Below are 22,932 nucleotides of genomic sequence, written 5' to 3' on the forward strand. Positions count from 1 at the left end.
TGCCGGCGTCCGCTCGCATGGAACATCTGATGATTTCGCTCAAGACGGTCCACCGCAGCGCCGCCAACAAGGCGTCGCACTACTACGCGGATCAAAAGGACGACTACTACAGCCGTGACGGCACGGCCGCGCAATGGCAAGGCAAGGCGGCCGACGCACTAGGGCTTACCGGCGCGGTTCAACAGGAGGAATTTCTGCGTGCGCTGCGCGGTGACTTTGGTCCAGACGTCAAACTATCGCGCTCTATCAGGTTGGATGCTGAGGCACGCGCGGCACTGGATATGACATTCTCTCCGCCTAAGAGCGTCAGCATCCAGGCGCTGGCCGGCAAGGATCCGTCAGTCATCGAGGCACACGACTACGCGGTGAGCAAGGCGCTGGAATTTCTGGAACATGAGCTACTGCGCGCGCGCCAGACGGAGCAGGGAATAACCACTACGGAGCGGACGGGCAACGCGGCTATCGCGAAGTTTCGGCACGAGACGGCCAGGCCCACCGATGGTGCCTATTCGGATCCCCAACTGCACACCCACGCGCTGTTGATGAACCTCACCCAACGGGCCGATGGGCGCTGGGTCGCCATATCGAACGATGAGATTTATCGATTGAAGTCCATGGTGGAATCGGTGTATCACGCCGAGCTGGCCAGCAGCCTGGAGAAGTCCGGCCATCAAATTCGGTACGAGGGCAAAAGCTTCGAACTCGCGCACATCTCTCGGGACCACATCGAAGGGTTCTCCAAGCGTTCGCAGGACATCAATGCCGAACTGGCGGCGTTGGGTGAAACCCGCGAATCTGCGAGCAGAGCACTCAAGCAAACTATCGCCCTCAAAACTCGCCTGGACAAGGCCCCCGAAATTTCTCGCGAAGAACTTCAGCGTGACTGGGAACGACAGGCGACTGAACTCGGCATTGATTTCAATGGAGCAAAGCAACCTCTGGAAAAGGAAGCCGAATCGGTAAGCGGCAAGCCGCCCCGTCAGGAATTGACGCCGGAAGCGGCTGCTCTGATTGCCGACGAGTGTCTTCGGTGGGCGATCAAGCACCACACCGAGCGCGAATCCGTGATGGACGGAAAAGAGATGCTCAAGACCGCGCTGCACCGTTCGCACGGCATGGGCATAAAGCTGGGCGACCTCAAATCGGCCGTCAAGCGCTCACTTGATAAAGGCCATCTGATCCTTGGGACGATTCAGTACCGGCACGCGAAGGACAAAGACGGTGCCGGCGAATCACGGTCGGACTTGGTCGCCGCCCTCGTCGTCGGAGGCATGAGCAAAAAACATGCGGAAGAGAAAATCCGCATTTCGATTGCTCGCGGCGAGCTTGTTCCGACCGGTGCAAGGTACACCACACAGGTGGCACGGGAGCGCGAAAAGCGAATCCTCCAGATCGAGCGCGAGGGGCGTGACCAGGTCGCACCAATCTTGGATACTCAAGCAGCCAAAGGCGCTATGGCTTGCCGCTCGCTGAAGCCAGGCCAGCTGGCGGCCGCCAATCTGATCCTCAGTACGCCACACCGGTTCATCGGCGTCCAAGGCCTCGCGGGGACCGGCAAGTCGCACATGCTGGCCCAGGTCAAGGAGGCCGCTGAAGCAGCTGGCTTCAAGGTCCAGGCCGTGGCGTCCTACGGCAAGCAGATCGAGGCCTTGCGGGAACTCGGAATGGAATCCAGGACCGTAGCATCCGTTCTGGAGGCACGTCAGAAGGACCGCTTCAAACTCGACCCGAAAACCGTCCTGGTCATCGATGAGGCGGGTGTGGTCCCTGCCCGCCTCATGGAACGCCTGATGAAAATGGCGGAGGCTGACGACGCACGCATCGTCATGCTGGGCGACACGGGCCAAACCAAGGCCATCGAGGCTGGCCGCCCGTTTCACCAGTTGCAGGTCGCTGGCATGGCCACGGCCCTAATGGGCGACATCATTCGGCAGAAATCGCCTGAGTTGAAGGCTGCGGTGGAACTAGCTGCAAAGGGTCAGGCGTCGGCCTCCCTTGGCGTGTTAGATCAGAAGCTGAAAGCCGTGCACACCATCAAGGACGACGGCGAACGATATGACGCGATAGCGACGCGATACGCAACGCTGAACGACGATGAGCGGCGGGAAACGCTCATCGTGACCGGCACCAATGATTCGCGCAATGCGTTGAACGAGGCTACCCACCAGGCGCTCGGCCTGGGCGGCCGCGGCTTTGAATTCAAGATGCTCACCCGACGTGACACTACGCAGGCAGAACGGCGAGTGGCCAAGTACTTCGTCGCCGGGGATATTGTGCAGCCGGAGCGGGACTACAAAACCGGAAATTTGCGCCAGGGCGAGATGTACCGCGTTATTGGGGCGCTTGCCGGAAAGCCCAATGACCTAGTCGTTGAGCATATGGAAAGTAAGGTCCGAACCACCTTCAATCCTGCCCGCGCCGCCAAGCTGTCGGTCTACGAACCGGTCAAGGCAGAATTGTCCGCCGGCGATTGGGTTCGGGCGACGAGGCACAACGCGGCTCTCGACTTGGCCAACGGTGATCGGTTTGAAGTGCTCGCCGTCACGCCCACAACGGTCACCATCGGCGGCAACGGCCGCCGCATCACGATGAACGCGGCAACAGCGCCGCTCCATCTGGATCGGGCCTATGCGTCCACGAGCCACAGCGCGCAGGGACTGACCTGCGATCGCGCGCTGATCAACGCAGAGAGTTTTAGCCGCACCACGCAGCGCGACGTGTACTACGTGGCAATTTCCCGGGCGCGCTTTCACACGGAGATCTATACCGAGAACGCGACAAAGCTGTCCGGTGCCGTGAACCGGCTGGAGGAGAAAACGGCGGCGCTGGACATCGGCTTGGAATCTACCCGGCCATGGCGTCCACACAAGGCGCCTGTCGCCATGGACATCTCCATTAAATAGGAGCCACGAGGCAGAGTCTTGGTCGAAATCCGGTTCACAGAGGCAATCGAAGAGGATGCTCGCTGGCTGGGCCATTGTAGGCCGAGTCCGCACACGACAGAGGCCATCGATGGACACTTCCGGCCAGAAGCGGTCGTATAACTTGCCCTTTTGAATGTCCGCTTTAACTCGCCATTGAGAGCTCGACCGGGTCCGCGCCCCTACCCGCCTAGGCGCTGATCACCACTTCCACGCCCTGGGCGCGGATCGCGGCCACGACCTCCAGGTCGGCCGCCGGATCGGTAATCAGGCGCTGCCCCTGCTGCCAGGCGGCCACGCGGAAACTGGCATGCGCGTTGAGCTTGGTGTGGTCGGCCATCACGGTGGTACGGCTCGCCGCCGCGATGAAGGCGCGGTTCATGGCGCCGTCCTCGCTGTCGCGCATGAATATGCCGGCGGCGGACACCGCGTGCACCCCGAGAAACGCCTCCCGGATCTGGATGCCCGACAGCGTGTCGTTGTCGGCGCGCTCGATAGTGGCCTGTTTGCGCGTGTCGAGCCGGCCAGCCAGCACATACACATACGCCATTCGGCTCTGCCCGGCCGCCGCGGCCACGGAAAGCCCGTTGGTGATGACGTGTAGATCCTGGTGGCCGCGCAGAGCCTGAGCCAGCGCGTGTGCAGTGGTGCCGGCGTTGATCAGGATGCTGTCGCCATCGGAGATGTACTGCGCCGCGCACTCCGCGATCGCGGCCTTCTCGGCCGACTGCTGATTGTGCCGCTCGGCATAGCTGTACATCTCATAGCGCGCATTGCCCTCGGCCAGCACCTCGTGCAAGGCCACCGCGCCGCCATGGGTCCGTGCCAGCATGCCTTTGTCGCCCAGTTCGAGCAGATCGCGCCGGATGGTGATGGGCGAGGTCGAAAAGGCCTGCGCCAGATCGCGCACGGTCACGGCGTTGGTTTCTTGCATACGCGCGAGGATGCGCTGCTGACGTTCGGCTTTGAGCATATTTGATCGTTATCGGGCCGGGGCCGCCACCCTATCACACAGAGATTTCTGGAGCCTTAAAAAATTAAATGATCGATATTGATCTTTTATAAACGAATTTGTTCATATCTGCGTCACATTCGATCAATAAAGTACCGGACATGACGACTTTCACCCCCTATCCAGCGATCGTTTTTGATCTCGACGGCACGCTGCTCGATACTTGGCCCAGCCTGCTGGCGGCCGTGCGCGCCGTGGCCCCGGCCTCGGCCCCCAGTCTCGATCCGACCGCGCTGCGTCTGGCGTTGAGCCAGGGCGTCGGCCCAATGTTCAAACGCGCCGCCGCGCAACTGGCCGGCCCTGAAGACGGGGCGCGTCCCGCGCTGTTCGCGGCAATGTCGCGCCACTATCTCGATCACACGCTGGTGACGGCCACGCCCTACGCCGGCACCGGCGCACTGCTGGCCGGCCTGCGGGCGGCCGGCCATACCCTGGCCGTGTGCACCAACCGCGACCGCGCCTCCACCCTGACCCTGCTGGCGCACCACGAATGGCGCGCGCACTTCAGCCACGTCCATTGTCTCGACGACGGTCTGCCGCCCAAGCCCGATGGCGCGCCGCTGCTGGCCACACTCGAACGTGTCGGCCATCCCTCCGGACGGGCCCTGTTCGTGGGGGACTCGCAGGTCGACGCGCGCTGCGCACAGGCCGCCCGCGTGGATTTCGCCGCCCATCGCGGTGGCTACCATGCCCGGCCCGGTGACCTTACCCCCGCCGTATTCACCTATGACCATGCCGGCGACCTGACGCACTGGATCGCGTCGCACCCCACCCGCGTCCTGGAGACAGAAGATGACTGACCTCGTCCTTGACCAGATCAGCAAGTCCTATGGCAGCACGACAGTGCTCGACCGTCTCTCGCTCACCATCCACGATGGCGAGTTCCTGACCCTGCTGGGCGCCTCGGGCTGTGGCAAGTCCACGCTGCTCAAGCTGCTGGCCGGACTGGAGATGCCCGACAGCGGCACCCTGCGCAAGGGCGACACCGACATCCTGGCGCAGTCGCCCAGCGAACGCGACTGCGCCATGGTGTTCCAGTCGTACGCGCTCTATCCACACATGAGCGTGGGCGACAACATCTGCACCCCGCTCTATATGCGCTCACTCAACTTCGCCCAGCGCCTGCCCGGTGCGCGCTGGCTCATCCCCGGTACGCGCCGCCGTGTGCGCGACGCGCAGGACCAGGGCCGCCAGGTGGCCGGTATCCTGGGCATCGACCATCTATGGACACGTAAGCCAGCCCAGCTCTCTGGCGGCCAGCGCCAGCGCGTGGCGTTGGCACGCGCGATGGTGCGCCGACCCTCGCTATTCCTGTTCGACGAACCACTCTCCAATCTCGATGCGAACCTGCGCCAGTCGCTACGCAGCGAAATCCGCCAGTTGCACGACCAGCTCGGCGTGACCTTCGTCTATGTCACGCACGATCAGCACGAGGCCATGTCCATGTCGGATCGCGTGGCGGTGATGAAGGGTGGCCACATTCTGCAGTTGGGCACGCCGCAGGAGCTCTACCACGCGCCTCAACACGCAGACGTCGCCGCATTCGTGGGCGCGCCGCGCATCAACTTCCTGACCGTGGGCCACGACAGCGCCGGCCGCGCTGCGCTGCAGGAACAGGCCATCGAGCCACACTTCCCCACGCGCAGCACCCGAATGGCATTCCGTCCACACGCCGCCACGCTCGCGTAAGCGGCACGGTGCAGTTGGTGGAGTTCACCGGGGCCGACTGCATGGTTACGCTGCAGACTGCAGGGGCGGAGAAGGTCGTCGTGGTGCTGCCCGCCAGCAACCGCATCCACACCGGCGAGGTGCTGCGCGTGTACGTGCCACTGACGGCCTGGCATGCGTTCGATGCCGACGGCCACAGTCTCGCTGACGGCCAGCGCGCGCTGTCGCTGGCCGCCTAGGAGCCGGGATGCGCATCAAGCCTTTGCAACTAACGCTGCTACTCGGGCCAAGCCTGGTGTTGACCCTGCTGCTGCTGGTGCTGCCGCTGGTGGTGGTAGCGCTCATGTCGCTCACCGACTGGCAGTTCGGCGCGGCCAGCTGGAACTGGATCGGCCTGGGCAATTACGCCGATCTGTGGAACGACACCACGTTCCGCAAGAGCTTCGCCAACACCGTGTACTACCTCATGGTGGTGTCGCTTGGCTCGATCGCAATCGGCCTGGCCGTGGCGCTCCTAATCGAGTCGCATGATTCCTGGCGCGGCTTCTACCGCACCGCGTTCTTCATGCCGGTGGCCTCGACACTGATCGCGATGGCGGTGGTGTGGCAGTTCCTGATGCACCCCTCGGTGGGCTTTCTCAACCACGTGCTGGGCTGGTTCGGCGCCGAGCCGCGCAACTGGCTCAAAGACTACGACCTGGCCCTGCCGGCGCTGGCGGCCATCGGCATCTGGCAGATGTCGGGCCTGGCGCTGGTGATGTTCCTGGCCGGTCTGAAAAGCATCCCGGCCGAACTGCGCCACGCCAGCCTGCTCGACGGCATGCGCCATCCGCTCGACCGCCTGCTGCGGCTCACTCTGCCGATGCTCGGCCCAACCATGCTGTTCGTTGTCACGGTGTGCGGTATCCGTTCGCTGCAGGTGTTCGATACGGTACACGCGCTGACCCAGGGCGGCCCCAACAAATCCACGGAGGTGCTGCTGCACACCATCTACGCCGAGGGCTTCGGTTTCTTCCGCATGGGCTATGCGGCGGCCATGGTGGTGGTGTTCGTCGGCTGCATCTTCGTGCTCACGCTGGTGCAGCAGGCCAGCATGGAAAAACGGACACTCCACTGATGAAAAATCCCATGCAACCCGGGCTGCCCTGGCGCGTGCTGCGTCACACACTGCTACTGGCCGGCGCCGCGGTCTATCTGCTGCCCTTCGTCTGGATGCTGTCGACATCGCTGAAACCGGCCGACGAGATCTTCCGCGACGGCTTCCACCTGTTGCCGCGGCAGTGGGCCGCGGTCGACAACTACACCCGCGCGCTGACCCAGGTGCCACTGCTGCGCTATCTGTGGAACGGCATCGTGGTGTGCGGCGGGATCCTGATCCTGCAGATCATCGTGTCGCTGCCGGCCGCCTATTGCTTTGCCAAGCTCAAATTCCGTGGAAAGCGCCTGGCCTGGGGTCTGGTGCTGCTATCGCTGATGATTCCATTCCAGGCCACCGCGATCCCGCTCTACATCCTGCTTTATCACGCCGGCCTGCTCGACACCACCGCAGCGTTAATTCTGCCGTTCATCGCCTCAGCCTTCGGCATCTTCCTGATGCGCCAGTTCTTTATAGGCGTACCCGACGACCTGATCCATGCTGCGCGGCTGGACGGCATGGGCGAGTTCGAATTGGTGTGGCGCGTGATGATGCCTGCGGCTATGCCCGCGCTCATCGCCTTCTCGATTTTCTCCGTGGTGTGGCATTGGAACGACTACTTCTGGCCGCTGCTGGTAATCAACACCACCGATCTGGCCACCCCGCCGCTGGGCACCATGTTCTTCAAGAACGAGGAAGCCGGCACGGATTTCGGCCCCCTAATGGCAGGCACGGTGATCATCACCCTGCCCTTGCTCTTGTTCTTTCTGTCGGCGCAGAAGCGCTTCATCGAGGGCGTTACCCTCACCGGTGTCAAAGGTTAAAGGAACCTCCATGCAATTCAAACTGCTGTTCGGCCTGCTGGCCGGCGTCGCCCTGATCGGCAATGCCGCCCAGGCCGCCAAGATAGAACTGATCGTCGACTACCCCTATCCCGACATGTTCAACACGGTGCACGAGGAAATCGCCAAGCGCTTCACGGAGAAGTTTCCCGACTACACCGTGAAGTTCCGCGCGCCCACGCCCGAATACGAGGCCGCCGCGCAACAGGCGCTGCGGCATGCCGTCACGCGCCAACTGGCCGACGTGTCGTACCAGGGCCTGAACCGCCAACGCGTGTTCGTCGACCGCAACATCGCGGTCGATCTCACGCCCTTCATCCAGGCCGAGAAGGATTGGGATAAGAGCGGGTATAGCCCTGCGCTGATGTCGCTCGGCCAAGTCAATGGCAAGCAGGTGGGTATCGGCTTCTCGCTCTCGACCCCGATCGTCTACTACAACATGGACCTGCTGGAGCGCGCCGGCGTGAAGGCCGACGCGCTGCCCAAAACCTGGGACGACATCCTCGCCGCCGCCGACAAGTCGCGCGCCGCCAACGCCGGCACCAATGGCCTGCACTACGACTGGGAAATCACCGGCAACTGGCTCTGGCAGGCCATGGTGTTCTCGAAGGGCGGCAGCATGCTCGACGCGAGCGAAGCCAAGGTGGCCTTCGATGACCAGACCGGCCGCGAGTCGATCGAGCAGATGGGCCGCATGGTCGAGCACGGCACCATGCAGAACTTAAAATACAAGGACGCCGCCCAGCTGTTTGTGACCGGCAAGCTCGCTGTGCTGTCATCGTCCACGTCACGCTTGTCGACCATCGAGAAGCAGATCGGCGGCAAGTTCAAGATGGTGACGGGCTTCTTCCCGACCTATGGGGATAACGCTCGCGTGCCGGCCGGTGGCAACGTGGCCATGATGTTTGCTAAAGACCCGGCGCGCCAGAAGGCTGCCTGGGAATACATCAAGTTCGCCACCGGCCCCGAAGGGGCCACCATCATGACCAAGGGCACCGGCTATTTCCCCGCCAACACCCTGCCGATTGACGACCCCGCCAAGCTCAAGGGCTACTACGACGCCAACCCGAACCAGTACACCGCCGTGCGCCAGTTGCCGTGGCTGACCGGCTGGTACGCGTTCCCTGGCGAAAACGGCCTGAAGATCACTGACGTGATCAATGATCACCTGCAGACCGTGTTCGACAAGTCCACCAAGCCCGACGCCGCGCTGGACGCCATGACGCGCGATGTGCAGAAGCTGCTGAAGTGAGCGCCGCGATGAAATTCATCCATCTCACCGACACCCACCTGGTCGCCGACGCTAGCGATCTGTATGGCACCAATCCCAAGCAGCGGCTGCAGCAGGCGGTAGCTCACATTCTGGCGCACCAGCCCGACGCCCAAGCCGTGACCATCACCGGTGACCTGACCCATTACGGCCACCCCGGCGCATACGAACACCTGCGCGAGTGTCTGGCACCACTTACCATGCCGGTGTTCCCGATCCTTGGCAACCACGATCACCGCGAGATCTTCCGGGAATACTTCCCGCACGTCGGGCGCGACCCCGAGGGTTTTGTGCAATATGGGGTGGACTTCGGCGATCACTTGGCGCTGTTCCTCGATACCAACGAGCCCGGCGTGCACTGGGGCGTTTTCTGCGAGCGCCGCGCGGCCTGGTTGCGCGAACAACTGGAGGCGTCGGCCAAGCCCGTGCTGCTGTTCATGCACCACCCGTTCTTCCCGATCGGCATCCGCAGCATGGACCTCATCTCGCTACGCGACACCGGGCCATTCATGGCCGCCATCGCCGGCTTCGAAGCACGCATTCGGCAGGTGTTTTTCGGCCACATCCACCGCCCGATCTGCGGCGTCTATCACGGCATCGGCTACTCGACGCTGCGCGGTACCAACCATCAGGTCGCGCTCGATCTGCACGGCGACGAGAGCCAAATCATAGGCGTGCATGAGCAGCCGCAATACGGCGTGGTGCTTCTGGCGTCCGATCAAGTGCTGATCCACACCGAAGACTATCTCGACTGCGAAATGCGCTACAGGCTGCACGAGATGCGCGACGAGGAGCAGAGCTGACTGCAGCCCCGACCGCGGCGGCCGGCCCCGGGCGAGCCGCCGCTTCAGCGCTGCAGAGGCCGGCCTTTCTGCAGGTCAATACCCAGGAGCGCCGTCCGCTTTTTGGGTGGAGCCTGGTCCCACAGGGACCACATACCCGAACATCGGAGACACAATGCGAACGTTACCCCGTTTGACCGTGCGCCTCGGCTCCCTGCCGAGCACCTCCTCCGACATGAGGGCGCACCTGCTCAGTGTCGCACCGTCCTCACCCTAACGCGGCCTGAGGAAGCGAGCCGGACGTCGCCTTCCGACCGTCGCTGTGCCGCTTCGCCTCGTTTTCAGTCTGCACTTGTTCTCCAAGATCATTCGCCTTTCGAAGGGATGCGCAATGGCATGTCCAAGCAGCCACTCCGCTGGGACTGACCACTAACCCCTTGAAAGCTGCCGTTAGACGGCGCCGACCCAAAGGGCTGCAACGGGTCGGATAGCGCCCCTCCGTAGGAGCACACTAAATCTCCCTTTACGCGAAAGGAGATTGTCATGGAAACCACGAATGTCGCCGTTGGCCATCGTGTGCCATGGAACAAAGGCAAACTCACCGGGCAGAAGCCACCTCTAAAGCTAGGAGAAATTTGGGCAATCCGAACGAGACTGCAGATGGCGTCGAACGTCCGGGAACTCGCAATGTTCAATCTCGCAATTGATAGTAAGCTTCGAGCGTGCGATCTCACGCGATTGCAGGTGCAGGACATACGTCACGGAAGCCACGTGGCCGCTAGAGCCACCGTCATGCAACAAAAGACCCAGCGTCCAGTGCAATTCGAGATCACGGAGCAAACCCGTGAGAGCGTTGAAGCATGGATCGAGACGCGAGGGCTAAAGGCGGCGGATTTTCTGTTTCCGAGCCGTTTGCATACGTCCCCGCATCTGTCGACGCGGCAGTACGCCCGGATCGTGCATCGCTGGGTCGCATCGATTGGCCTCGACGATACCGCATATGGCACCCACACAATGCGCCGTACTAAAGCCTCGCTGATCTACCGCCGGACGAAGAATCTTCGGGCGGTACAGCTGCTGCTCGGGCATACAAAGCTGGAAAGCACAGTTCGCTACCTTGGCATCGAGGTCGACGATGCGCTTGAGATGGCAGAGCAAACCGAGGTTTGATACATCCCGGCCGACGAGCGGTCGCTTGTCGGCCAATCAGAGATGTCGGTAGATCCGCTTGCAAATGGCCGCTCTGCGGTCTCAATGGGCCCGTCGCATTCATGCGGGCCGATAGACCTAACACACGGGCGAACGCGCTCGGATCGAGCCGCAGCACGCTATCGATGGGCCATTAGAGCTCTTTATGCGCGGACGATCCAGTTGCCGTGCAATCCCTGCGGCACGCGCTGGGGCATCTCAATGACGGCGACTGGGGACTCCTCGATCCGGTGCGCATCCAGCAGCAGCAGGTTGCTGCGGTGTTGCACAGGATCGTAGGTGAAAGCCACCAGGTAGCCATCGTCCTCCGCCGTCCCACCGCCCGGCTTCGGTACGAACGCAGCCTCACCCACAATCTGATTTCCCAAGTCGTGGCGTGTGTACCTACCGGTCTCGGTATCGAGCTTGAGCAACGTATTGAACACTGCCGAAGGCGGGCTGAGTTCCTTCAGCGAGGAAGACAAGGTAGGCATATAGACGTAGCGTGTGGCGAGCGCCTCGCGTAGATGGTTGAAGCGTGGGAACTCGGTAAGCTCGTCCGAAAAGCTGGCAACCTTGAAGCTGCGGCCGCTGGGATCGATGGTCATGCGCTTGAAAGTCGGCGCGGGGCCGTTCGCTAATGCGAATTTGTCGTGATGCACATAGTCCACGATGATCTGCTGGCCACGCTCGAACCCGTTGGCAAAGTGAAAGATAAAAAATGGCTCACCTTCAATCCACATCGGGGCACCGCCGGCCAGTGGCAGCAAGGCGATGCGCAGGCCGAGATCGGGGCGCCATTGCAGCATCGACTGGCCAGCCCTTGCAGCCTGGATATCAAACACCGCCGGCCCCGCGATGAGAACCACGTAGTGCTCTGTCAGGACAAAGTCGTGGATCATTGTGGGCATGGGCAGATCCACGGCCATTGTATCGACCAACGTGCCCGACGCATTGATTCGATGAAATTTGACCGTGGGCGTACGCCAGCTGTATTCAAGCGCGTAGAGATCCCCTGTGCGCGGGTGACGCCGATTGTGAGCGCCCAGACGCAAAGGTTCGGAGCCGCCCGCCTTCCATTGGCCCACCGTGTCCAGTTCCGCGCTCATCTCGTAGCTGGTCGTGGCTTCATTAAGCGCGAGCAATCGGTCACCGTGACAAATGATGTTAACGAAGGCGCCATTCTTAATTTGCGACGGCGCTTCGCCCGGAAGGAACATGCCGGGATTAACGGGCGCCGGATGCGTGAAGCTGCCGAAGACCGCTCGCCCTGCTCGGCGTTCCACCGCCAAGCTGTCCGTCTTCACGAAACGGTTGCGGTAGCGGGCCTTCCCTTCTTCGATGTAGACGGCATGGATCATGCCATCGCCGTCGAGCGGATAGGCGTAGCTGATCGGCCTAAATTCCGGGTTGGGTCCGTTGCGCAGATAGACGCCTCGCAAGTCGGACGGAATACGCCCGGCGACCACCCGCAGTTCTCGAACGTCGACCTCGCGTCGCACCGGGAGGAAGTTACCGCTGAGATGGGGGTCGTCGTATACCCAGGGCACATCCGCCTGCTCGTCGGCCTTGGCAAGAGGCCACAACGCGTGACTTCCGATGAGCGCCGCGCCACATACGGTGAAGTGGTGAAACGAACGACGCGTAAGTTGAAACGACATGAGAGTGCCCCCATAGGCGGGTACAGGACGGTACTTGGCCGAGTTGCCGTCCAGGCACGGCAGAGCGCCGGAATCGCAGCTATTGACCATCCACAGCCTTGTCCCGGTGTCGAACTCACGCAGCGCCCCCCCAATCTAGCTGGCGATACGGACGCGAGCCATACCAAATTTGGGGTACGGCAGGTTTGCTCCAAAAATACTTGCCAAATGGATTTGACCTAAGAACTACTTTGGCCGGACAACTGAAGGGCTCCAAGAATCCGACCACCGGACAGCCAGAGAAACGGCGGCACCGACCTTCCCCGAAAATTGGACAGTTCAAAACCGGAGAGTGGTTGTTTGAGGCTTTCGGATGTCGGCAGGGAATTGCCAGAATAGGAATCGTCGTGCTTTGCGTCAATGACACGAAGGCGTGTGTTGCCATTTGCCGCACTCGGCCAGTAGCAGTCGTTACGGATCCCCCAGACCTCTTAAGCAATGCCGATTTGGATAATGGTCATGGAATGCCGGCTGGTTAGTCGTGAACTTTGATTGATTCCACACTCTGCCCAGTCGAGCGCCAGGCCTCTATCCCTCCGAGCAAATACCTAGCGTCGATGCCCATTGCACGGAGGGTCGCAGCCAGCCCCTGGCTTAGCTCATGACCGTGGGCGCAATAGATGATGACGGGTTGCGTGGCTGGGATGGTGTCTTTCCATTCCAGCCACAAGGCGGGATCGAGCCATTGGCCATTGGCAATCGCCACGCCATCCTCGTTGCGCCTGAGCTTGCGGCGCACATCTATTAGCGTATGGGGAAACTCCGCATTACGCCAGAGTGCAAGTTCGGGAACAGATATGCTTTGCATGAGGGTCTCCCAAAGATGTTGTTGCTCATTCTGGGATCGCGCCTTATGTCGTCGGCATCGCCGGTGGCCATCGATGCGTTTCTCCTTGGCACGACTGGCACCATGCGTACAAGGCGTCGTACATGACCATGCCATGGCCGAGCATGACGTGGTCGTCGGTGTAAAGGTGCGACAAACCCAGCGACAGTGCGTACAGTCCGCCTGACTGCGGGGTCAGGTCCAGGCGCGAAGTGTCGGCGCCGCGAACGATTCCGGCCATTTGCTGCAACAGCGGGTTATCTGCCAACCGGTACTTATCGAGAAAAGCGTCGAAGCTGCACAGTTCTCCGACATGCGATAGTTCCACGCCTGGGATGTCGTAGGGAATCGCGGCGGTTTCCTTGGCAATGCGTAGAACGTCGCCTGCCGGAACGTAGAGAAACTCTGGCGTTTCGTCGATAAAACGGGCGATTAGCCACGGGCAGGCGATGCGGTCGATCTTGGGCCGTTCACGAGTGATCCATTGCATGATGGGCTCCTGGAAAAAGAACTTAGTGCACCAGTGGATAAACCGCCAAGCCAATCAACGCCGCGCCAGCAACGATCATCGGCTCGGACAGTTTTTTGAATCGCAACAGCAACAGCACTGCTGCTATTGCCAACATCAATGTCGGCAAATCGACGATCGTGCGTCGGGCGATAACGATGACCGCGCCCACGATGGCGCCGATCGCCGCGGCCGTCACGCCATCAACGAATGCGAGAATACTGGGCAGCTTTCCGTACTTCTTGAAGTACGGCGCTGGAATTATTGTGAACAGATAGCAAGGCAAAAAGGTGGCCAAGGCCGCCACACAGGCCCCGGGAAATCCGGCGACCAGGTAGCCGATGAAGCCCACGGTGATGACCACGGGTCCGGGCGTGATCATGGCTACCGCTACAGCATCGACGAACTGCTTGTCGTTGAGCCACTGGAAGTCGGTGACCACGCCGCCATATAAAAATGGCACGATGGCCAGCCCTGAGCCGAAGACGAAAGCCCCTGCCTTGGCGAAGAACACGCCGATCTGCCAGAGCAGTGGCCAGTCCAGCGTGCTCAGCGTAGCCCCGGCCGGTACCGAAACCGCTGCGGCGGCCGACAGATGTCCGGACTTCAGCCACTTGGGTGGCGCGCGCCAAAACCAGACAAGCAGACCCGCCGCGAGAAACAGCCAGGCGATTTCAGATTCGGTGATGACAGTGACGATGGCCAGCGCCAGATAAATGGCCCACAACAGTTTGTCCTTGCCCACGCTCTTGGTAGTGAGCTTGTAGCCGCTGATGGCAATGATGCCGATCACGGCGGCACTCACGCCGTAGAACACCGCTTGCATCCAGGTCAGGCCGCCGAAACGCACGTATGCCCATCCCAGGGCCACGACCATGAAGAACGATGGCAGCACGAAGGCCATTCCCACGAGCGTGGCGCCGAGGATACGGTAATGCACATAACCGAGGTAGATAGCGAGCTGCGCGGCCAGAGGGCCAGGCGCGAGTTGAGCGAGCGCCAAACCTTCCTTATAGTCGCCGTCGGTAATCCAGCTTCGCCTGTCCACCAGATCGCGATGCATATAGCCAGCCAGGGCAACCGGGCCACCGAAGCCCAGCGTCCCCAGCCGGATGAAATACCAAACGAGCTGCCAGAGGGTATAGGCTGGTTGCGAGAGGAGTGGCGCCGCGCTATCGCTGGCGGATTCTTGAGTGGCGTTCATGGTTGCGCACTTGAACGGAAAAGAGATTAGGCCTTACGCCCACTGGAGAAGTGGGCATACAGGGAGTCCAGCACAGTGCCGACTTCGGCCAGCAATGCGTCGTCATCGGGTAGGCGTTTGCGCGCGCCGGCCAGCATGGCCTCGAAGCCGGCCGCCTCCGGCGCAGCGGCGCCGCCTACGTCGAGCGCATGCACCATTGCGCCGAGGCGCGCGAGGCCGCGATTCTCGTCTAGGCCGAAGCTGGCGAGCAGGACCTCGAACGACACCCTGTCGCCCACGTGCGTGAAGGTGGCGCCGTCGAAATCGAAGCCCAGGGCATCGGCGGGGCACTCCGCCGGGGTCTCCAGCCATAGAAAGCGCGCGGACGGGTCAATGAAGCGCTGGATCAGCCACGCGCAGGCAACGCGGTCCACCCAGATATGGCGCCGGGTCGCCCAGAGCCGTCCCCGGTGATGCATGGGATCACGGCGTGCGATGCCTCCCTGGGCTGCGTGGGGCTCGCCGGGCGACAGGAGGGCTTCGATGGCACTGGCGAAATCGCGCTGCTGCGCTTGCGCGCGCAGCGAGGTTTCAGCCGGGAAGAAATCGATCCGGCGCAATGCCTGGTAGCTGCGATCGTAACGGCGCAACAGGCGGTTCAGTTCCGTCGCGTTCAAAGCGGCTAGCGTCTGGCGCGCCTGCGCCAGTTCCACCAGCCAGGCATCGTAGTCGGCCGAGCGGTCGAACAGGGCCTGGAACGAGGCGGACTCGTCGTTGTCCTGGGGCTGGACCCGCAGCAGCCAGGCCTGGCCGCCTTCCTCGGTTGTTTCGGCAGCCAGATCGGCCAGCTGGGATGCCTGCTCGGCGTGCGCAGGCAGCAGATAGGCGCCGTCGCGCAAGGCGGCGCAGCCCAGGACCTTGAGCTTGCGCCAGATGCGCATGCGAGCCGTGGCACCGCCGGTGGGCAGGCTGACAATAAGCAGAAACCAGGAGGATGCGAGTGGGGTGTCCATGGGGAGCAGAATAAGAAAGCGTTGCGATCTCTGCAATCATGTAGATATCACTACAGCAGACTTTTTTGTTTCCCCGAATGGCGGCATGGTTTCTCGCGTCATATCCCCCGGGGGGGGATATGATTGCCACATGAACAAGCCCGACCCTCACCATCACCACGACGCCGTGGCCAAACGTCTAAAGCGGGCGGAAGGACATTTGCGCAGCATTCTGTCGATGATGGAAGAACACCGCCCCTGCCTTGATCTGGCCCAGCAGTTGCATGCGGTTGAGCGTGCCATTTCCCAGGCCAAGAAGATCCTCATTCAAGACCATATCGACCACTGCCTTCAGGATGCGGTGGGCGAGCTGGACGAGGACAGGCAGCGCGCGATCGACGAGTTCAAAGAAATCACCAAGTACCTCTAAGAACACTATCCATGTTGTCGTTTTCCGACCTGATCGCCCAGGGTGCGTCGCACGCCTGGCTGTTTATTCCAAGCGCCATTCTGCTGGGTGCGCTGCACGGGCTGGAGCCCGGCCATTCCAAGACGATGATGGCGGCGTTCATCGTCGCGATTCGGGGCTCGGTGGGGCAGGCGGTGCTGCTGGGCATCACCGCGACCATTTCGCATACCTTGATCGTGTGGGGGATCGGCCTGGGCGGCATGTATCTCTGGCGCGGGGTCGACGCGGAGGAACTGGAGCCCTATTTCCAGCTGGCGTCCGGGGTGGTCATCGTGCTGATCGCGGCATGGATGTTCTGGCGAACCTGGCGGGATCAGCATGGCGCGGGCCATGACCATCACCACCATGGCCACGATCACGGCCACAGCCACGGGCATGAGGGCCATTCCCACGGCCTGGAGCGGCGCGAGATCGATACCGGGCACGGCCTGGTCGCGCTGGAGGTGTTCGAGGACGGTGTTGTGCCGCGCTGGAGGCTGACCAGCCTGCGGGGCGGGAACTGGCTGGCGCAGGACGTTTCCGTGACGACCGAGAGGGTCGACGGGACGCGCCACGAATTCCGATTCGCGAAGAAGGACGGCTATCTGGAGTCGCTCGAGGAAATTCCCGAGCCGCACGAGTTCATGGCGCGCCTGGCCCTGGGCCACGGCGGGCACGCCCACAGCTTTGATATCGCTTTCATGGAACCGGACGAGTTCCAGCATGACCACCTTCACGAAGAACTGCGAGTGCTGGATGTGGCGGGCGAGGGATACCAGGATGCGCACCAGTTAGCCCATGCCAATGACATTCGCCGACGTTTCACGAATCGGAACGTGACCAACTGGCAGATCGCCTTGTTCGGCCTGACCGGCGGGCTGATTCCTTGCCCGGCGGCGATTACCGTGCTCTTGTTGTGCCTGCAGTTGGAGGAATTCACGCTGGGCGCCGTGCTGGTGCTGTGCTTCTCGATTGGGTTGGCCATCACGCTGGTGACGGTTGGAGCCGTGGCGGCGCTCAGCGTGCGCCAGGTCAACAAGCGCGCGTCATGGTTTAGCGCAGCGGCCCAGCGGGCGCCTTATCTTTCCAGCCTGCTGATCATCGTTGTGGGCATTTACGTGGGGATGACTGGATGGTTTGGGATAAACGGCTAGAGATATTGGCCAAGGGCAGCGGCGACCAAATGGCGGTACGCGCGCAATCCCGCCCTTAGGGGGAAGCTTCCAGCGACGCTCCATCCTTCAGTTCGCGGCGCGGCCGACGTTTGCGGCGATGCCGCGCGATCAGCTGTTGCGGCTGGATGCCCAACCCTTCAGCCAAAAGCTCCCTACGCGGCGACCGCACGGGCTCGAACTCGCCCTCCATCTCTTCATATAAAGGGACACTTACAGCGAGGCGTTGCGCCATCGTCGATTGAGTCAGACCCAGATACTCTCTCCACGCGCGCACTAGCGACCAATGATTATGAACAGCAGAGGAAATGACCTCATGCGGGATGAGGCCATCGGCCCGCGCCAGTGGGTACGAAATCTCCTCAGGAAGGTGCAGCGCCGCCCGATCTGTGGTTGGCGTCGTCAGATCGTCGCCGGGTGCCAGGGCACAGACTTTGGTCGCAATACTTTCGGTGTCGAAAGGACTCGCGTGAGGCGCGGCGGCCAGCGTAAGTAGGCGCTGGTATTCGTCGTAACCTAGCACCACGAACACGGGGATCCCGTCGACACTTAGGATCTTTGGTCCGAACTCCGTCATCGCCGTTCCCCCGACGGCTGCAAATTGCATATCTCAATGCCTGCGTCTGCAATTTGAAAGTGGACGTCGTAGCCGCCCGTAGTTATGCATTGCCCACCGCCCTCGAGGGCGCGGCTCTGGTTTGCCAGGCGCCAAGTCAACTCCCCAACCGCGTCTGCCACGCTCCGCTGATCCGCAATGGCCAGCGCCAGCAACTCTTTTGCCGCTTCCGGCCTCCAGGCAACTTTGATCTCTGACACTGCCCCCTCCTCACCACCGTCTCGGACGGCCGCCATCCGGCCGTTTTACGGCGCGCCATGTGTCCCGTCAACCAGTCCATCGCACTTTGGAAAGCGATCTCCAACTAGGGCCAGCGTGCGACAAAAAAATCCGCAGCCCACGTTGCCTTACTGACTTTTGTAACCTAAACAACGCTCAACCGCCGGAGGATTACAACTCGACAGCCTCTAGCACCTTGGTTTTTCCCGGTTCTCTGGACTCGGTTGGCTGCGCGTCTGAGCAAAGATCATGCCCACCGAAACGGACCGGTCGCGACGATGCCGAAAACATCGAATCCGAGGTTCAATGCGAGGGAAAGGCTCCGCCCTTCGCCTGGTTTCGAATCACCCCGGCTCGGAATCGATAGGAAAACCACAACGAACCTACTTACAATTTCTGAGATTCGCCCATACGTCAAAAGACTAGCACCGCTCTAGAATTCACTCTCGGCGTTCGGACTGAGTAGGAGTTGGATATGACAGCCCACGCGAAGAAGAGGTTTGCTGCTGCCACTGTCTGCTGGGTGTTTTTGGCGACGGGGGCCTTTGCTGCCCCGCCCGAAGGGAAAGGGAAGCCCGATAATGCCGGTCAAGGCCAGGGGCAGAGTAAGGCCGGAGGAAAGAGCAAGGGTGGCGGCAACGGTAATGGCGCCAGCCAAAATAGCAACGCAGGCGGCTCAAAGAGCAAAGGTGACGATTTCGACAGCACCACTGTCACCCTGCGCCATGCGGGCATTACCGTCTCAACGGCAAGGGCATACGCGCTAGAGTACGGTCTATCCGGCTACAGCTCGCTACCGCCAGGCGTGCGCAAGAACCTTGCTCGTGGCAAGCCTCTACCTCCTGGAATTGCCAAGAAGCTGGTGCCAGGTCCTATGCTGGCCCGTCTCCCGACTTATCCTGGATACGAGTGGCGAGTGGCCGGCTCGGACCTTGTCCTTGTGGCAATCGCTACGGCGGTTGTTGCGGATGTGCTCCTGAACGTTTTCGACTGATCACTTCGCTGACATCCATTCAACCCATCGGGGCCGCGGATTCCTCCGCCTGGGTGTCTGCGAGCTACAACAGTCGCCAGACACGCCCCATGGGATTACCGGATCGGCGGATCAAGACCGCCCGAGTTGGCGGCACCTGCTGACCGATTTTGCGTAGTTATGACAGGTCGGAGGGCCACTTGGTCCAGCTCGTCGCCAGAGACAGGGCGGCCAAAAAACCACCCCTGGCCCACCGCAGAAGGCGCGCGTTCGCGGATGTAATCGACCTGCCCTTGCGTTTCCAAGCCCTCTACGACTAGTTGGGCGTTGATCTGTCTTGCCATTTCGATTACCTGGTCCAGCACCGGGTTGGTGCTGGAGCCATCACCTATTGACCGGATGAAGATCCTGTCCAGCTTGATGCCGCTGACGTCCCACTGCAGGACATTTCCCAGGTTGGAATAGCCCACGCCGAAATCGTCCAAAAAAACCCTGAAACCCGCCAAGCGCAAGCGGCTAATCAGCTCAGCCGGAGACGCGCTCAGGAATTTCGCCGACTCCGTGACCTCGATGGCGATCCGCTGTGGAGACACCCCCCTCTCTTTGACGCAGTCAAGCAGGTAATCAAGGAACGTTTCATCTTCCAGATCAGAAGGAAATACGTTGACGCTAAGATAGAACGGCTTCGCGCTCCTTAGGCGATCCCTCACACCATCAATCGCGTTCCGAATGATGTATCTGGTGAAGGCGCGGCGAAGTCCCATCGACTCAATCCAAGGGATAAATGTATCCGGAGGAATTGGACCGACCTCGTCATGCGTCCAGCGTGCCAGTGCTTCGGCTCCGATCATCTCCCCTGTGAGGAGAGAACAAAGCGGCTGATACTGGACGTGCATCTTCTCTCGGCGTAAGGCATTTGCCAAACTCACCCTTAGGCCGTGGGCGCCTCGCCACGAAAGGAACAGTGCCACGCCACAGGCCAGACCGACCAGGGCACCCACCGATCCGGTAGCCAGAACAGGCAAGCGTGCGTCCGCTCGTGCAGTGGAGGCAACGCAAACGTCGGGCTCGCCGGGTAACGAACACGTCGTCTCCGACCGAACTATCCAAAGTAGAGCATTAATTTCCTTCAAAATGCCTGCTTCCGTCTCGGCAACAGGAGGGGCGCCGAACTCCTGAATTACCGCTCCATCGCTTGAGAACGTTCGTCCCCAAAGCTGACCGGAGTGGTCCTCAACATCAACGAACGCACTAGGGCCATTAAAAACGGCAATGTGGTCGTTTGCAGCGACGTCGCCACTTAACCAGGGAAGAAACGGATTGGGCACCTTCCCCGCCGCAACCGCTTCGGCGACGGGTTCGGGCAGCGTGAGTAGACCAGCATGATGGCTTACCCAGGCCTTGGATTTCCCGAGTTCACGCGCCAGGTCGGCCACCGCCGCCAACATGCGAGCAGCGGCGCGTATGCGCAGCGAGATTATTCAAGCCATTGAGCTAGGCGTCTTCACCTGGGACGATTTTGCGCGCCACTTTCCCGAGTCCCCCAGCATTCCGGCCAAGGAAGCAGCACGGGAAGTCACCTTCAACGAAATGGCGGACACGTGGCTAAAGCTGATCAGCCATAAAGCCGCAACGACGCTTGGCGAGTACGAGAACCTGCTGAACTCGCGGTGGCGCCCGTTGTATGGCAATCGCCCGATCGCGGAAATCACTTACGAAGAGCTGGCGATGGACGTCGCCGATTTCCCGCGCATGGCAGCCAAGACATTCAACAACGTGATGACGCCCGCCCGGCAAATTTGGGCATTGGCATTCAGGCTCAAGAAGGTGCCCGAGAACATCACGTTGGAGATTGAAAGTCGCAAGGGCCAAGACCCTGAACCAGACCCGCTGCTCATGTCTGAGGTGTTGCAGGTCGTCCGGTACATCGAAGAGCATTTCGGTGGCGCATGGCGGAACTACTTCGAAGTCGCCTTTTTCACCGGCGTAAGGCCGTCAGAGCAGATCGCCCTTCAATGGACGCGTGTGGATCTGTCCAGGGAGCAAATCAGAATCGACCGGGCATTGGTGAGACGACACAACAAAGCTACCAAGACCTACAAGTCGCGCGACGTAGACCTGCAGGGGCCGGCACTTCAAGCTCTACAACGCCAACGAACGCTGACCTTTGCGCCTGGCGGGCATGTCTTCCTCAATCCTGAAACAGGACGGCCGTTCGTCGATACTGCTGATGCGGTACGAAAGGTGTGGCGCCCCACACTCTCAGCACTTGGCATCCGGGATCGAGATGCGCGTCAGACACGGCATACATATGCCACGCTGGGCTTGCATGCTGGGATGAATCCTGGCTATCTGTCCCGGCAGATGGGACACACGAACGCGCAGATGTTTTTCCGCGTGTATTCCAAGTGGATCGATGGCGAATCCAATCAGCGGGAAAAGGCCAAAATGGCGGCGCTGTACGCTGATCATTTGCCCGCCGCGGATGGCTAACGGAAGCCAAAGAACGCGCGTTAATTTGCGTGATTTGGACCCAAAATGGGCCCAAAAAAACGTAAGTCCTTGATTCTATGGCGCGCCCGACAGGAATCGAACCTGTATCAAGAGCTTCGGAAACTCTCATTCTATCCATTGAACTACGGGCGCAGCGCAAGGAGGCGGTATTGTACCTAGTTTTGCGCAATCTGCATGAAGTGGATCGATTCGCCGGGCAAACTGCGTGAAAACCCCGTCCGTCCGTTGGACGCGCGTCCCTGACACCGTTATATAATCCAGCGTTTGCTTGCAAGGCGGTCTGCTTTTTGCCGCCCTTTGTGCAGTACTGATTTTCTGTTGCCGCCGCCAGGCGCCCCGGTACCCGTTAGCAGGATTTGGTCATGAGCAACGAGCAGGAACACATAGAAGAGCACTCCTCCCCCATCAAGACCCCGAAGCAACTGATCGTCACGGTCATACTGGCCTTCGTGGTGCCTATCGCCATCATCATCCTACTGGTGAACATGGTCGCCTCGGGCGCCAAGGTCGGCGCCGGCTCGGATACCCTGTCCACGGAAGCCGTCACGAAACGCATTGCCCCTGTCGCGGGATTCGAACTGGTCGACGCCAACGCGCCCAAGGTCTTCAAGACCGGCGAACAAGTCTTCCAGGCCGTCTGTACGGCCTGTCATACCGCCGGCGTGGCGGGCGCGCCCAAGGTCGGTGACAACGCCGCTTGGGCCCCCTTCATCAAGTCCGGCTTCGACGCGATGATGAACGTCGCCCTGCATGGCAAGGGCGGCATGCCCGCGAAGGGCGGCAACCCGACTCTGTCCGATTTCGAGGTTGCGCGCGCCGTGGTGTACATGGCCAACAAATCCGGCGGCTCGCTGCCGGAGCCGGCCGCCCCCGCTGAAGAAGGCGCCAAGAAGGAAGCCGACGCCGCGCCGGCCGCGCCCGCCGCTGCCGCTCCCGCCGCCGCACCGGCTGCCGCGGCTCCTG

At 61.3% G+C, this 22,932-nt stretch carries 22 protein-coding genes and 1 tRNA gene; 14 read left to right on the top strand and 9 right to left on the bottom strand.

Annotated elements, in window-relative coordinates; genetic code table 11:
* Window positions 1–17: 17 nt before the first annotated feature.
* Window positions 18–2,903 carry a MobF family relaxase gene (gene mobF / locus AruCF_RS26655; RefSeq protein ID WP_254431155.1) on the top strand — a complete coding sequence of 962 codons (2,886 nt, stop codon included), beginning with the start codon at window positions 18–20 and terminating at the stop codon, window positions 2,901–2,903.
* A gap of 208 nt (window positions 2,904–3,111) precedes the next feature.
* Here the strand turns inward: mobF and AruCF_RS26660 are convergent, their stop codons facing one another.
* Window positions 3,112–3,855: a DeoR/GlpR family DNA-binding transcription regulator gene (locus AruCF_RS26660; RefSeq protein WP_051428998.1), complete on the bottom strand. Its 744-nt coding sequence runs from the start codon at window positions 3,853–3,855 to the stop codon at window positions 3,112–3,114.
* A gap of 179 nt (window positions 3,856–4,034) precedes the next feature.
* On the opposite strand from AruCF_RS26660, the gene AruCF_RS26665 reads away from it, so the two are divergent.
* The 8 genes from AruCF_RS26665 to AruCF_RS26695 all read left to right on the top strand — a co-directional run bounded on the left by AruCF_RS26665 (window position 4,035) and on the right by AruCF_RS26695 (window position 10,800).
* Window positions 4,035–4,733 (top strand): HAD family hydrolase, encoded by a 699-nt coding sequence (locus tag AruCF_RS26665; protein ID WP_083037001.1) that lies wholly within the window; start codon window positions 4,035–4,037, stop codon window positions 4,731–4,733.
* The gene (locus AruCF_RS26670) at window positions 4,726–5,622 is read left to right on the top strand and encodes an ABC transporter ATP-binding protein (protein WP_157130063.1); all 897 of its coding nucleotides are present in this window, start codon (window positions 4,726–4,728) and stop codon (window positions 5,620–5,622) included. Before AruCF_RS26665 ends, AruCF_RS26670 begins: the two co-directional genes overlap by 8 nt.
* Window positions 5,623–5,663: 41 nt before the next feature.
* Window positions 5,664–5,840 (top strand): hypothetical protein, encoded by a 177-nt coding sequence (locus tag AruCF_RS29355; protein ID WP_254431156.1) that lies wholly within the window; start codon window positions 5,664–5,666, stop codon window positions 5,838–5,840.
* Between the two features lie 8 nt (window positions 5,841–5,848).
* Window positions 5,849–6,718, top strand: a complete 870-nt coding sequence (locus AruCF_RS26675) for a carbohydrate ABC transporter permease (protein WP_026382207.1) — start codon at window positions 5,849–5,851, stop codon at window positions 6,716–6,718.
* Window positions 6,718–7,560 (top strand): carbohydrate ABC transporter permease, encoded by an 843-nt coding sequence (locus AruCF_RS26680; protein WP_026382206.1) that lies wholly within the window; start codon window positions 6,718–6,720, stop codon window positions 7,558–7,560. Before AruCF_RS26675 ends, AruCF_RS26680 begins: the two co-directional genes overlap by 1 nt.
* A gap of 10 nt (window positions 7,561–7,570) precedes the next feature.
* Window positions 7,571–8,830: an ABC transporter substrate-binding protein gene (locus AruCF_RS26685; protein ID WP_054438606.1), complete on the top strand. Its 1,260-nt coding sequence runs from the start codon at window positions 7,571–7,573 to the stop codon at window positions 8,828–8,830.
* Window positions 8,827–9,651, top strand: a complete 825-nt coding sequence (locus tag AruCF_RS26690; protein WP_227741338.1) for a phosphodiesterase — start codon at window positions 8,827–8,829, stop codon at window positions 9,649–9,651. The genes AruCF_RS26685 and AruCF_RS26690 overlap by 4 nt, the downstream gene beginning before the upstream one ends.
* A 522-nt stretch (window positions 9,652–10,173) precedes the next feature.
* The gene (locus AruCF_RS26695) at window positions 10,174–10,800 is read left to right on the top strand and encodes a tyrosine-type recombinase/integrase (protein ID WP_070760810.1); all 627 of its coding nucleotides are present in this window, start codon (window positions 10,174–10,176) and stop codon (window positions 10,798–10,800) included.
* A 182-nt stretch (window positions 10,801–10,982) separates the two neighbouring features.
* Here the strand turns inward: AruCF_RS26695 and AruCF_RS26700 are convergent, their stop codons facing one another.
* The 5 genes from AruCF_RS26700 to AruCF_RS26720 all read right to left on the bottom strand — a co-directional run bounded on the left by AruCF_RS26700 (window position 10,983) and on the right by AruCF_RS26720 (window position 16,048).
* Window positions 10,983–12,479: a carotenoid oxygenase family protein gene (locus AruCF_RS26700; RefSeq protein ID WP_159070652.1), complete on the bottom strand. Its 1,497-nt coding sequence runs from the start codon at window positions 12,477–12,479 to the stop codon at window positions 10,983–10,985.
* 514 nt (window positions 12,480–12,993) lie between these two features.
* Window positions 12,994–13,326, bottom strand: a complete 333-nt coding sequence (locus AruCF_RS26705) for a rhodanese-like domain-containing protein (protein ID WP_057287151.1) — start codon at window positions 13,324–13,326, stop codon at window positions 12,994–12,996.
* A 43-nt stretch (window positions 13,327–13,369) separates the two neighbouring features.
* Complete coding sequence (locus tag AruCF_RS26710; protein WP_070760814.1) at window positions 13,370–13,834, bottom strand: chromate resistance protein ChrB domain-containing protein; 465 nt, start codon at window positions 13,832–13,834, stop codon at window positions 13,370–13,372.
* A gap of 22 nt (window positions 13,835–13,856) precedes the next feature.
* Entirely contained in the window at window positions 13,857–15,056 is a 1,200-nt protein-coding gene (locus AruCF_RS26715) for a chromate transporter (RefSeq protein ID WP_057287149.1), read from the bottom strand.
* Between the two features lie 26 nt (window positions 15,057–15,082).
* Window positions 15,083–16,048: a chromate resistance protein ChrB domain-containing protein gene (locus tag AruCF_RS26720; protein WP_057287148.1), complete on the bottom strand. Its 966-nt coding sequence runs from the start codon at window positions 16,046–16,048 to the stop codon at window positions 15,083–15,085.
* Between the two features lie 130 nt (window positions 16,049–16,178).
* Here AruCF_RS26720 and AruCF_RS26725 point away from each other — a divergent pair, with 130 nt between their 5' ends.
* Window positions 16,179–16,457, top strand: coding sequence for a metal-sensing transcriptional repressor (locus AruCF_RS26725; protein WP_057287147.1), 279 nt, complete (start codon window positions 16,179–16,181; stop codon window positions 16,455–16,457).
* Between the two features lie 11 nt (window positions 16,458–16,468).
* Complete coding sequence (locus AruCF_RS26730) at window positions 16,469–17,629, top strand: nickel/cobalt efflux transporter (RefSeq protein ID WP_070760816.1); 1,161 nt, start codon at window positions 16,469–16,471, stop codon at window positions 17,627–17,629.
* A 55-nt stretch (window positions 17,630–17,684) separates the two neighbouring features.
* On the opposite strand, the gene AruCF_RS26735 is transcribed toward AruCF_RS26730, so the two are convergent.
* A complete protein-coding gene (locus tag AruCF_RS26735) occupies window positions 17,685–18,254 on the bottom strand; it encodes a helix-turn-helix domain-containing protein (RefSeq protein ID WP_083037010.1) in 570 nt (189 codons plus the stop codon).
* Between the two features lie 703 nt (window positions 18,255–18,957).
* Between AruCF_RS26735 and AruCF_RS26740 the strand changes: the two genes are divergently transcribed.
* Window positions 18,958–19,476, top strand: a complete 519-nt coding sequence (locus AruCF_RS26740; RefSeq protein WP_070760822.1) for an anti-virulence regulator CigR family protein — start codon at window positions 18,958–18,960, stop codon at window positions 19,474–19,476.
* A gap of 95 nt (window positions 19,477–19,571) precedes the next feature.
* Here AruCF_RS26740 and AruCF_RS26745 read toward each other — a convergent pair whose 3' ends face one another.
* Window positions 19,572–20,903: an EAL domain-containing protein gene (locus AruCF_RS26745; RefSeq protein WP_083037011.1), complete on the bottom strand. Its 1,332-nt coding sequence runs from the start codon at window positions 20,901–20,903 to the stop codon at window positions 19,572–19,574.
* 16 nt (window positions 20,904–20,919) lie between these two features.
* Between AruCF_RS26745 and AruCF_RS26750 the strand changes: the two genes are divergently transcribed.
* On the top strand, window positions 20,920–21,948 hold the full coding sequence (locus tag AruCF_RS26750) for a tyrosine-type recombinase/integrase (RefSeq protein ID WP_167385900.1): 1,029 nt from the start codon (window positions 20,920–20,922) through the stop codon (window positions 21,946–21,948).
* 78 nt (window positions 21,949–22,026) lie between these two features.
* On the opposite strand, the gene AruCF_RS26755 is transcribed toward AruCF_RS26750, so the two are convergent.
* Window positions 22,027–22,101: transfer RNA gene (locus AruCF_RS26755), tRNA-Arg, on the bottom strand.
* Window positions 22,102–22,331: 230 nt separating this feature from the next.
* Here AruCF_RS26755 and AruCF_RS30075 point away from each other — a divergent pair.
* The coding region (locus AruCF_RS30075; protein WP_254431157.1) for a c-type cytochrome at window positions 22,332–22,932 on the top strand (601 nt) is incomplete at its 3' end.

The organism is Achromobacter ruhlandii, assembly GCF_002082135.1.
GTDB classification, from domain to species: domain Bacteria; phylum Pseudomonadota; class Gammaproteobacteria; order Burkholderiales; family Burkholderiaceae_B; genus Achromobacter; species Achromobacter ruhlandii.

Coding starts and splice junctions, on each gene's coding strand:
- AruCF_RS26680 (WP_026382206.1), top strand. CDS start 6,718: ATGAAAAATCCCATGCAACCCGGGCTGCCCTGGCGCGTGCTGCGTCAC.
- mobF (WP_254431155.1), top strand. CDS start 18: ATGGAACATCTGATGATTTCGCTCAAGACGGTCCACCGCAGCGCCGCC.
- AruCF_RS26715 (WP_057287149.1), bottom strand. CDS start 15,056: ATGAACGCCACTCAAGAATCCGCCAGCGATAGCGCGGCGCCACTCCTC.
- AruCF_RS26735 (WP_083037010.1), bottom strand. CDS start 18,254: ATGCAATTTGCAGCCGTCGGGGGAACGGCGATGACGGAGTTCGGACCA.
- AruCF_RS26730 (WP_070760816.1), top strand. CDS start 16,469: ATGTTGTCGTTTTCCGACCTGATCGCCCAGGGTGCGTCGCACGCCTGG.
- AruCF_RS26705 (WP_057287151.1), bottom strand. CDS start 13,326: ATGCAAAGCATATCTGTTCCCGAACTTGCACTCTGGCGTAATGCGGAG.
- AruCF_RS26685 (WP_054438606.1), top strand. CDS start 7,571: ATGCAATTCAAACTGCTGTTCGGCCTGCTGGCCGGCGTCGCCCTGATC.
- AruCF_RS26660 (WP_051428998.1), bottom strand. CDS start 3,855: ATGCAAGAAACCAACGCCGTGACCGTGCGCGATCTGGCGCAGGCCTTT.
- AruCF_RS26665 (WP_083037001.1), top strand. CDS start 4,035: ATGACGACTTTCACCCCCTATCCAGCGATCGTTTTTGATCTCGACGGC.
- AruCF_RS26670 (WP_157130063.1), top strand. CDS start 4,726: ATGACTGACCTCGTCCTTGACCAGATCAGCAAGTCCTATGGCAGCACG.
- AruCF_RS29355 (WP_254431156.1), top strand. CDS start 5,664: ATGGTTACGCTGCAGACTGCAGGGGCGGAGAAGGTCGTCGTGGTGCTG.
- AruCF_RS26745 (WP_083037011.1), bottom strand. CDS start 20,903: ATGTTGGCGGCGGTGGCCGACCTGGCGCGTGAACTCGGGAAATCCAAG.
- AruCF_RS26700 (WP_159070652.1), bottom strand. CDS start 12,479: ATGTCGTTTCAACTTACGCGTCGTTCGTTTCACCACTTCACCGTATGT.
- AruCF_RS26710 (WP_070760814.1), bottom strand. CDS start 13,834: ATGCAATGGATCACTCGTGAACGGCCCAAGATCGACCGCATCGCCTGC.
- AruCF_RS26750 (WP_167385900.1), top strand. CDS start 20,920: ATGCGCAGCGAGATTATTCAAGCCATTGAGCTAGGCGTCTTCACCTGG.
- AruCF_RS26720 (WP_057287148.1), bottom strand. CDS start 16,048: ATGGACACCCCACTCGCATCCTCCTGGTTTCTGCTTATTGTCAGCCTG.
- AruCF_RS26740 (WP_070760822.1), top strand. CDS start 18,958: ATGACAGCCCACGCGAAGAAGAGGTTTGCTGCTGCCACTGTCTGCTGG.
- AruCF_RS26675 (WP_026382207.1), top strand. CDS start 5,849: ATGCGCATCAAGCCTTTGCAACTAACGCTGCTACTCGGGCCAAGCCTG.
- AruCF_RS26725 (WP_057287147.1), top strand. CDS start 16,179: ATGAACAAGCCCGACCCTCACCATCACCACGACGCCGTGGCCAAACGT.
- AruCF_RS26695 (WP_070760810.1), top strand. CDS start 10,174: ATGGAAACCACGAATGTCGCCGTTGGCCATCGTGTGCCATGGAACAAA.